Source organism: Fluviicola sp. (assembly GCF_030151805.1).
In the GTDB taxonomy this organism is placed as follows: domain Bacteria; phylum Bacteroidota; class Bacteroidia; order Flavobacteriales_D; family Crocinitomicaceae; genus Fluviicola.
In genome coordinates this window covers 1-10269 of the sequence record NZ_JASLCN010000493.1, presented here as the reverse complement: position 1 = coordinate 10269, position 10269 = coordinate 1, and the positions used below count along the sequence as shown (strand labels likewise).

The window sequence follows — 10269 nt, the reverse complement described above, 5'->3', positions numbered from 1 at the left end:
TAGAAAATACTCGCCGGTGTTGCAAAGGAATCTGCTGCTGAAATGAAATGGATGAAGGAATTGATTGATGAAGGAAAATTTGTTCCCGTCATTGACCGTGTTTTTTCTTTGGAAGAAGTGGTTGAAGCACATCGCTATGTCGATTTGGGTCACAAAAAAGGAAATGTGGCTGTTCGGGTTGTTCCGGAAAGTTAGAAGCGGATCATTTTTGTGTCAGTCTTTTTCGAATCCGGCTCAGCGATTCCGGTTTTACCCCGATATAGCTTGCAATCATGTATTGGGGAATTCGTTGTAGCAATTACGGCCGGGTTTGAATCAGATTCAGGTAACGTTCTTCTGGTGAGTCGGTAAAATACGAGCCTGACAATTCCTGTTGTTCGGCAAAAACTTTTTCCATGACTCTTCGTGAGATTGTTTCCAGTTTCGGAAATTGTTTGTACAAAGCTTCTTCCTTTTCACGATTTCCAACTACGAGTGTGCTGTCTTCACAGCATTCGAGAAAGTGCTTCGAAGGTTGGTTATTCGCCATACTATTGACGGAAATAACCCATTGTTCCTCTGAAAAAAAGTTGTTTGTTTTTTCTTCGCCTTCAATGATGAAATATTGTCTGACGCATCCTTCCAAAACGAAATAGGCTTCCATGGAAATTTCACCTTCGCGCAGAAGTACGGTTCCTTTCGGAAATTTTTTGATGGTAAGCGTCGCCACAATTCCATCAATTTCTTCTTGCGAAAGCGGAAGAATCCTTGAAAAATAGTTTAGGAGTTTTTGTTCCATTTCGTCCGGATATTGCAACAGATTCGGAAGAATCATTTAAAGTGTTTCCTCCAAATGCAGGTATTTATTTGATGCAACCGTAATGTAATAGATTGCAGCAAAGGTTCCCAACGGATTGTGCTTCGCGAAACTGCTCATGGTGAAACGTTTTGTCTCATGCTCATCAATGTCAAACTCAACCGGATTACTTGTGCACCAGTCAATTTTCACCTGCAACACATGTTGCTTTCCTTCGGGAATGTCAAACGTTTTGGTTTGTCCGTTAGAGATCGTACCGACTTGTTGATTGTCGATAAATACTTTGATGTCTCTGACCTTGTTCGCGTATTCGCTGACTCTTGTAAGTTCCAGTTTTGCCATTGATTAACCTGTTGATTTTGTTTTCATCCCGTTCTCAGGAACTTAAGCAAAGTTATTATTTAATCTTTTTCTAGAACAACTGAAGATTCCCTTTTCGAATTTATTTCAAGCGCATTCCGATCCCGATTCCAATATTCCACTTTCCGTTTGATGTTGAAGTCTTCGCGTTATAATAAAGTGGAACCTGAATGGCAAACTTTTTATAACAATAGGTCAAACCAACACCGAGGTTCGGAGTGATCGGTGAGTTTTTGTAAGTTCCCCGGTCTTCTTTGTAGCGCAAAGACGGAAGCATACCCAGGATTATTTTGGATCCTTTGTTGGTATAGCTGATATTGGGTCCGGTAAAGTTTAGAAAGACTCCGTTGTCGACATATCCCAAAATAAAGACTCCGTCGAAAGGCTTGAATTTTACGGTCGGAGTTGTTTCTGTGGGTTTGGTTTCCTGTGCTTTGGCATAGAATCCGGATTGGAGAAGAATAGCGAACAGGAAAGTGAATCGTGCGAGGTAAGTAACTGATAGTTTCATCTTTTTGCTGCAAATTGAAAGCTTTTTCCGGTCATTTTTGAAATACCTGCCGGATGAATGTACCGAAGCGTTGAAAAAATGTAATCAATTGGTAATAGGAAAGATTGTGAGTGGGGGTAATTTAGGATTACAAGTTACCATGGTAACTTGTGGATAAGCGTACGCTTATCCACAAGGTTTATAAAACCCAGCTGATTTTGTCCCAGTCATCGTCCATTTTCTCGTTTTTCGACCAGAAATACATATTACCGATATAATATCCCGTGATCAAACCACTTCGCTCGATCAGGTTCACATGATGATTGATCGTTTTTTTGTGTAAAGGAATAAATGCTTCCAGCATAGGTATATTCATAACCAAATGATTATCCAAATAACGTAAAATTTCAATGCGTGCTGGTGCGGATACAATCAAACCAAGTTCTGCATCCCGATATTGCTGTTCTGCAAATAAGTGCTTCTTTTTTGCTCCCATTTTGTACTTTTTCTATTTAAGTTAAGAAAAAAGTTGATTTGAAACAATAGCTAATCAGTTGATTTTTAATTGATTTAAACACTTTGAATGTTGTTGAAATTACTACTTGAATAATGAAAAAACAGGAGGTAATTTCGGTTCTGTCTAATTTTAAACGAGAACTGGCATAAAAAAAGAGACTCCTTTTGAGAGTCTCCTTTTCTAAGTATTAGTAGTTGTTCGGGTTATTGTTTAACGATTCGTTTCAATACTTTTCCGGATTCTGTCTCAATAGATAAGAAGTAAACTCCGTCTTCGTAAGATGATAGATCGATCAACTGACCGTTCGTAACCTGGTTCACATAATGTGTTTTGCCTTGAGCATCTGTAATTGTTAATAACGCATTAGCAAACGACATAGAAATTGTCACATGATTTTCCGTTGGATTCGGGAATACCTGAACTGATTTGGAATCCAAATCGCCAAGTCCTAAATCGTCTACCAGAACACATGCTGAAGTATCACCACAGCTACCAGCGTTTGTAACAAGAACAGCATAGTTGCCATTGAGTGTCGGAGCGAATGTTTGACTGGTAGCTCCTGATATTGCTGTATTTGTCGTACAGTTTATCCATTGGTAGCTGCTTCCGCTTGACGCGGTCAGAGTTCCATTTCCGTTATCTGTAATCGTTGCAACCGGATATGCATTAACTGTTAGATTCAGTACCAAAACAGAGTCACAACCATTGACGTTCGTCAAAGTATCGGAGTAAGTTCCTGATGCAGTATACGCAATTCCGGTTTGACTCCAGGTATAAGTGCCACAAACAGTAACAGACTGCGATTGAACAGAACCGCTGAATGTCAGGTTCAATGTAATGATAGAGTCACATCCAACTGCATTCGGAATCGTATCTTCATACGAACCGGAAGTGTTGTATGTCATTCCGTTTTGAGCCCATGTGTAGCTATTTTCACAGCTGATCACCGATACAGAACTTGCACTTGGCTGGTTAACAGTCAAAGTAAGTGTAACCGTAGAGTCACATCCGTTGTTGCTGGTGAATACCTGAGTATAAACACCAGATGTAGCATGTGTCTGAGTTCCCCAAACGTACGTTCCGCATGAAGTGTGAGAATCAGTATTCGTAATTGCAGCCGGTTCTGTGATCATAACAGTTTGTGTTTCGTCACAGTTATTTGCGTCCGTTACAGTTACGGTATATGTTCCTGCAGCTAATCCTGTCGCTGTTGCAGCAGTTCCACCCGACGGAGCCCATGAGTAAGTGTATGAAGGAGTTCCGCCTGTTACACTGATTGTCGCAGAACCGTCAGTATCACCATTACAAGTCAAATTGGTTTGAGCGGAAATGGTTAATGCTAACGTGTCTGGCTCAGATACAATGAATGTTTGGTTGCCTTGGCATCCGTTTGCATCCGTTACAGTTACGGTATACGTTCCTGCAGCTAATCCTGATGCTGTTGCAGCAGTTCCACCAGTAGGAGCCCACGAATAAGTGTAAGAAGGAGTTCCCCCTGTTGGAGCAACAGTAGCTGAACCATTTGCACCATTATGGCAAGAAACGGATGTAGTAGACCCGGAAGAAACATCTAAAACAGTTGGTTCATCAACAGTAAATGTTCTTTGAGTCTGACATGTATTTGCATCCGTTACAGTTACGGTATACGTTCCTGCGGCTAATCCTGATGCTGTTGCAGCAGTTCCACCAGTAGGAGCCCATGAGTAAGTGTAACCCGGAGTTCCCCCTGTTGGAGTAACAGTAGCAGAACCATTTGCACCGCCGTTACAGGAAACATCTGTTTTACCACCACCGGTAGAAGCATCCAACACCGTTGGTTGGTTAATGGTAAATGTTCTTGTTGTCTGACATGTATTTGCATCCGTTACAGTTACGGTATAAGTTCCTGCAGTCAATCCTGATGCAGTTGCAGCAGTTCCGCCCGACGGAGCCCATGAGTAAGTGTAAGAAGGAGTTCCCCCTGTAGGAGCAACAGTTGCCGTACCATTTGCTCCACCATTACAAGAAACATCTGTTTTACCACCACCTGTTGCAGCACTTAATGCTGTTGGTTGATTCACAGTAAATGTTCTTTGCGTCTGACATGCGTTTGCGTCTGTTACGGTAACAGTATACGATCCCGCAGCTAATCCTGACGCTGTTGCAGCAGTTCCCCCTGACGGAGCCCATGAGTAAGTATAGGAAGGAGTTCCACCTGTAGGAGTAACAGTTGCCGTACCGTTAGAACCACCATTACAAGAAACATCTGTTTTACCACCACCTGTTGCAGCGCTTAAAGCAGCAGCGGGTTGAGTTAAATTAAACGTTCTTTGAGTCTGACATGCATTTGCATCCGTCACAGTTACGGTATATGTTCCGGCAGCTAGTCCTGATGCTGTAGCAGCAGTTCCCCCTGACGGAGCCCATGAGTAAGTGTAAGAAGGAGTTCCGCCCGTCGGAGCAACAGTTGCTGTACCATTTGCACCACCGTTACAAGAAATATTTGTACTTCCTCCACCTGTTGCAGCACTTAAAGCAGTAGTTGGTTGAGTGATGTTAAATGTTCTGGTTGTTTGGCACGTATTTGCATCCGTTACAGTTACGGTATACGTTCCAGCGACTAAACCTGTCGCAGTTGCGGCAGTTCCCCCTGACGGAGCCCATGAGTAAGTGTAAGAAGGAGTTCCACCTGTAGGAGCAACAGTTGCCGTACCATTCGCACCACCGTTACAAGCCACATTTGTACTTCCGCCACCTGTTGCAGCACTCAATGCTGTTGGCTGGTTAATGGTAAACGTTCTTGTTGTTTGACATGAATTTGCATCTGTTACTGTTACGGTATACGTTCCAACACCCAAACCTGTAGCTGTGGCATTTGTACCTCCTGATGGCGCCCATGAGTAAGAATAAGAAGGAGTTCCGCCAGTAGGTGCAACAGTTGCAGTACCGTTTGATCCGCCATTACAGGAAACATCCGTTTTTCCACCACCCGTTGCAGCGCTTAATGCAGACGCCGGCTGGTTAATGGTGAATGTTTTTGTTCCCTGGCATGCATTCGCATCTGTTACTGTTACGGTATATGTTCCCGCAGCTAATCCTGTAGCTGTTGCGGCAGTACCTCCTGATGGTGCCCAAGAATAAGTATATGAAGGAGTTCCACCTGTCGGGGAAACGGTAGCTGTACCATTTGCCCCACCATTACAAGAAACATCTGTTTTACTTCCTGCAGTAGTATTCAAAGCAGTTGGCTGTGTAATTGTAAATGTTTTCGTTCCCTGGCAAGAATTTGCGTCCGTTACAGTTACAGTATATACTCCAACTCCCAATCCTGTGGCTGAAGCATTGGTTCCCCCTGATGGAGCCCATGAGTAAGTATAAGAAGGAGTTCCGCCTGTTGGAGAAACGGTAGCTGTCCCATTTGCCCCACCGTTACAGGAAACATCTGTTTTACTTCCTGCAGCGGTATTCAAAGCGGTTGGTTGTGTAATCGTAAATGAACGGGTGGCCTGACAGTTATTTGCGTCTGTTACCGTTACGGTATATACTCCGACTCCCAATCCTGAAGCCGTAGCAGTAGTTCCACCGGATGGCGCCCATGAATACGTATAAGCAGGAGTTCCTCCTGTTGGAGCAACAGTTGCTGTACCGTTTGAACCACCGTTACAGGAAACATCCGTTTTACCACCACCAATTGCAGCATTTAATGCTGTTGCAGGTTGGTTAATGGTATAATTTCTCGTAGTCTGACAGTTATTAGCATCCGTTACAGTTACGGTATACGTTCCTGCAGCTAATCCTGACGCAGTTGCAGCAGTTCCCCCTGATGGCGCCCATGAGTAAGTATAACCCGGAGTTCCACCTGTTGGAGCAACAGTTGCTGTACCGGTTGCAACACCATTACAAGCGACATCTGTTTTCCCGCCACCAACAGCTGCATTTAAAGCCGAAGCCGGCTGATTAATCGTAATGTTTTTAGTGATCTGACACGAAATGGCATCAGTAATTGTGACCGTGTAAGATCCGGCAGCTAATCCTGTCGCGATAGAATTCGTTCCGCCCGAAGGTGACCAGCTGTATGAATAAGAACCAATTCCTCCGTTTGGTGAAACAGCAGCAGAACCACTTGAATTTCCAAAGCAGAGGACATCATTTTTTGCGGTAGATGAGGTAATGTTTGAAATATTTAATGTTGCAGGATTGGTGTTGGTAAAACAGCTTGCAACACCATTGATTGCTTTGCAACGATACTGGTAACCATTCATGCCTGCTGTTGCACCGATAATAGTCAGGATATTGGTAGTTGCATTGGAATAAACACCACCATTTGAAATATCCGTGAATCCGGATCCGGTATTTACCTGCCATTGGTAAGCGGTTGCCCCGGTTGCATTAGAAGTAAATGTAGTATTTCCGTTTACACAAATCGAACGGTTTGGAGGGTTTCCTGTAATACTAGGAGCAGTACAAGAGGGCGTTTCGAAAAGACGGAAATTATCAAAAGCGAATTCTTCCGTACCTGTACCATTGGAAGAGCCTTTAAAACGCAATTCCAAAGTTGTTCCTGTACCTGAAATAAGACCAGAATATTCCGTAAAAGTTTTGGTTAACTGTGCACCTTCGCCTATGGAATCTCCAGTGGTTTCCAACGACAATTGACCGTTAGAAGCATTGTTGGAGAAAAAACGGACTAAGCTTGTCCAGGCACCACCGTCAATCCGGTATTCTACGATCATAAAATCTGCAGGTGGGATGAGAGGTCCTTCCCAGGGAGTACCTGTATTTTCCGAAGCAAACAATCCTTTGAAACTCATTCCTGTTTTTCCGGAAATATTGATAGATGTCCAGGTAATACTTTGTTGAGGACTTTGTCCACCGTTTGTTCCATTCAATGCTGCATCAATATCTTCAGCGGCCCAACACTTGCTTCCCTCCATTCCGATGTAATCTCCGTTTTGAAGGGCAACACTTGTTCCATTAATGGCATTCGTTCTGAAAAAATAGCGTGTGGCTGGCGAGCCCCAGCTGTTTTCGACTGAAGGTGTCCGTGTACCTGAAGAGGGTGCACCTGAGTCTTCGAAGTTGTCTGACCAAAACTGAACCTGGGCAGAACCGTAAAGTCCGACCAGAAGTAAGGTGACAAGCGTAAGTAATTTTTTTGTTTTCATATCACTATATTTAATTTGGATTTGAGGTGGTTAAACCATTGATTGTATTTGTGTTTGATAGTTACGAGTTAAAAAACAAGCCGACGACGGGTTTTTTAGCGGCAAATCGTTCCACTGTCTGAATTCCGAAATCTCCTGCTATGATTTGAACATTGATAATTTGTCCATCGAGGCATGAAACCGCCATTTCTCCTTCTTGTGTCAGTTGTAACACTTTTCCGGGAGAATCAGTATGCTGATCTTTGGATAATGAAGCGGACAGTATTTTGATATTTCTTCCCTGCAATAAGGTGTCAGCTCCCTGGTTCCATGGATTACAGGCATTGATCAATGACAGAATTTCATCGGCCGGCATTCTTTTCCATTGAATGAACGTATCGGTGACTTCCGGTTTTTCGAAATAGCGCGCCTGGTTTTCATCTTGCTCCGTTCGTGGAATCTGAGAGCCGAATTGAAGCATATGCGCAACATTTAATGCCACCATTGCAGTGCGTTCGCTTAATTTGATTGCCAATTCACCATACGTTTCATTGGGTGAAACTGCCAGTTTTTCTTTCAGGATGATTGCCCCTTCGTCAAACTCTGGGTTCATAAAATGAACGCTGATTGCAGTTTCTTTCTCCTGGTAGCGCAAAACCTCAAAAAGCGGCATCGGTCCGCGATATTCGGGAAGCGGTCCAGGATGAAAATTAATGAAACGTTCTTCTCCGTAGGAGAGAATGTCTTCAGAAAGCAGGAATGGAAATGAAATGCTGAAAATATAATCCGGCTGAAGTTCTTCAATCCAGGATTTTAAGTTTACCAAACTGTCTTTTGTTGGAAATGATTGATAGGGCAGTCCGCTGTTTTGCGTTTCTCTTTCAATCACTTTCAGCGCTTCGTTTTCACCTTTCCCGATTCCAACGCCGCACAAGAATTTTTCAAGACCCAGGGTCTGAAGAGCCGGAAATGCGAATTGACCGCCGCAAAGAACCAGTATGCGTTTTTGTTCCATCAGATGCAGGTATAACTGTTATACCATCCCGAAATCGCATTTTCGGTAGAGATGGTAATGAATTGTTCAAAAGCAGAATGGGAATCCTCCACACTTTTTTCGATCAATAAAGAACATGTTCCGTTTTCGTCTTTTTGAATGCTGGTTTCAAACAGCGGAGCCATGGTGTGTCTTGTCGGAGCATGGAAATAAACGTTTCCTCTCGGACCGTTAAATGAAAAATCCATCATGGAGTCCGAAACGAGCTGCACATTATTCTTATGTTCGAGCATCAAATCGCTTGCATGAACAGCCAATAGTGCGCCTTCCCACCCAAGTAATGAAAACAGGTTCGCAGTGCGACCATTGGATTCAATGGTGTCGATGAATATTTTGTTCTCCGGATTATCCAGTTGAGAAGACCAGGCTGCAATTCCTTTAATAAGTCCGCCGGGATGAACCGCATCTTTCAGCATGGTTTCTTCCTGTGCGAAAGGAGGGAGGTAAACCGGTAAATGGTTTTCACCGAAAACACCCTTTAATTCCTCAAAATACCATTGAACGTAATCTCCGCTGAAAATGCTCAATAATGCACCTTCCGGGTATTTTTCCACGTGTTCTTTTAAGGGATTCATGGAAAAATCATTTTTATTGTAACCGGTAGCATGGTTGAAAGCGATGCTTCCGCCGGCGGAGATAAAACCGCTGCAAAGTCCCCAGGTCTGAAGATAACCACCGTCGTAATACCCGGTAATCATTCCTCCTTGTGAAAAACCATCGTTGACAGCGCGCTTGGCTGTTAACCATGAACCAAATGAGTTGTGCAGGGAATGATAAATGATATTCGGAGTTTCCGGCCATTCATGCGGAACATTTGCCCCGGCATCCAATACAATCAGCAAACGGTTTGAGGCCTGGAACAATGGTTTCAGAACCTGTGCCATCCGGTGACCGATGTAAGCCAGAACTACAGTTGCATTTTCGTGCATAATCAGTTCTTCAGCGGCCTTGTAGCACAATTGCTTATCAGTCCCGAAACCGATATTTTCAGTTACCAGACGGATATTGTCACGTTCAATATGACGAACAGATGAACGCGCACCCTCGAAAATGTCAAAGCTCAAGCCTGTATAGTAGGTTGAGCGTGGTAAAAGTAGACCAATTGTTTGCATCATATAATCAAAAAGGGGAGTACGTAAACGCACTCCCGTATTTAGTTAATTTCGACTCGGAAAAATACCTTCCACTGCAATTGAAAAATTCAGGCATAGAAAAGGATTCAAAATACTGAAAGGCATACCGCCTCCGGCAGAATCAGTTGTTCCTGAAACCTGGGTTCCTCCTGTGAAAAGATTGTTTGTCGCTGTATCAGCATAGGTATTACCTGTGGTTGTAGCAGGAAAAGTTCCATCAGCACTTTGCTCTCCGGCGTTTGCACTGGATGCTTTTACCTGCACATGCATGTTTACCAATGTGTGAATGTGTTGAGGCAAATTGTCTGTTTTCAAAGACATATTTGTATTTCCGGATGCTTCACCCATGACATAGTTTGGTAAACCAGGTCCCTGACCTTGTCCTACCGGCATTCGTCCTTGCAAATCAGGAAGCGCAAAAGTCGTCTGACCATTTCCGCCATAAGTCGTTCCGATCAATGAGAACAACGCCGTATATGCAGCAATAGACAGGATCTGTCCCTGGCAAGTCATGTAGCCCAGTGGAGGAAAGTTAAACCCCAAAAGTTTTACTTCTCCGATAAATGGTTCTGTAGACATAATTAAATCGTGTTAGAGTAAGTAAAACAATTAATTACGACTTGGGAAGATTCCCTGAAGTGCAATCGAATAGTTCATACACAGGTAAGGATTCAGAATGCTGAATGCCTGTCCTCCTCCTGTAATATCACTTGTTCCGCTTACTACCGTTCCTCCAGTAAAGATGTTTGCAGTAGCAGTGTCAGCATAAGTATTACCTGTGGTTGTAGCAGGAAAG

General features: G+C 43.4%; 9 protein-coding genes and 1 pseudogene. 1 reads left to right on the top strand and 9 read right to left on the bottom strand.

All coding sequences use genetic code 11. From position 1 onward, the window contains the following. Positions 1-6: 6 nt before the first annotated feature. Entirely contained in the window at positions 7-195 is a 189-nt protein-coding gene (locus Q1V93_RS18815) for a zinc-binding dehydrogenase (protein WP_300666934.1), read from the top strand. Positions 196-298: 103 nt separating this feature from the next. Here Q1V93_RS18815 and Q1V93_RS18810 read toward each other — a convergent pair whose 3' ends face one another. The 9 genes and pseudogenes from Q1V93_RS18810 to Q1V93_RS18770 form a co-directional block, all read right to left on the bottom strand. Next, positions 299-814, bottom strand: a complete 516-nt coding sequence (locus Q1V93_RS18810) for a Crp/Fnr family transcriptional regulator (protein ID WP_300666933.1) — start codon at positions 812-814, stop codon at positions 299-301. Next, positions 815-1138: a hypothetical protein gene (locus Q1V93_RS18805; RefSeq protein WP_300666931.1), complete on the bottom strand. Its 324-nt coding sequence runs from the start codon at positions 1136-1138 to the stop codon at positions 815-817. It abuts the gene before it with no gap. A gap of 100 nt (positions 1139-1238) precedes the next feature. Then, positions 1239-1667, bottom strand: coding sequence for a hypothetical protein (locus Q1V93_RS18800; protein ID WP_300666929.1), 429 nt, complete (start codon positions 1665-1667; stop codon positions 1239-1241). 178 nt (positions 1668-1845) lie between these two features. Then, positions 1846-2142 (bottom strand): helix-turn-helix transcriptional regulator, encoded by a 297-nt coding sequence (locus Q1V93_RS18795; protein WP_300666927.1) that lies wholly within the window; start codon positions 2140-2142, stop codon positions 1846-1848. A gap of 224 nt (positions 2143-2366) precedes the next feature. Then, entirely contained in the window at positions 2367-7307 is a 4941-nt protein-coding gene (locus tag Q1V93_RS18790; RefSeq protein ID WP_300666926.1) for a T9SS type A sorting domain-containing protein, read from the bottom strand. 61 nt (positions 7308-7368) lie between these two features. Then, positions 7369-8301 carry a formyltransferase family protein gene (locus Q1V93_RS18785; RefSeq protein WP_300666924.1) on the bottom strand — a complete coding sequence of 311 codons (933 nt, stop codon included), beginning with the start codon at positions 8299-8301 and terminating at the stop codon, positions 7369-7371. Continuing rightward, positions 8301-9455 (bottom strand): ABC transporter substrate-binding protein, encoded by a 1155-nt coding sequence (locus Q1V93_RS18780; protein ID WP_300666922.1) that lies wholly within the window; start codon positions 9453-9455, stop codon positions 8301-8303. Before Q1V93_RS18780 ends, Q1V93_RS18785 begins: the two co-directional genes overlap by 1 nt. 42 nt (positions 9456-9497) lie before the next feature. Then, positions 9498-10052 carry a tail fiber protein gene (locus Q1V93_RS18775; protein ID WP_300666919.1) on the bottom strand — a complete coding sequence of 185 codons (555 nt, stop codon included), beginning with the start codon at positions 10050-10052 and terminating at the stop codon, positions 9498-9500. A 30-nt stretch (positions 10053-10082) separates the two neighbouring features. Further along, a pseudogene (locus Q1V93_RS18770) lies at positions 10083-10269 on the bottom strand (phage tail protein); the annotation flags it as partial.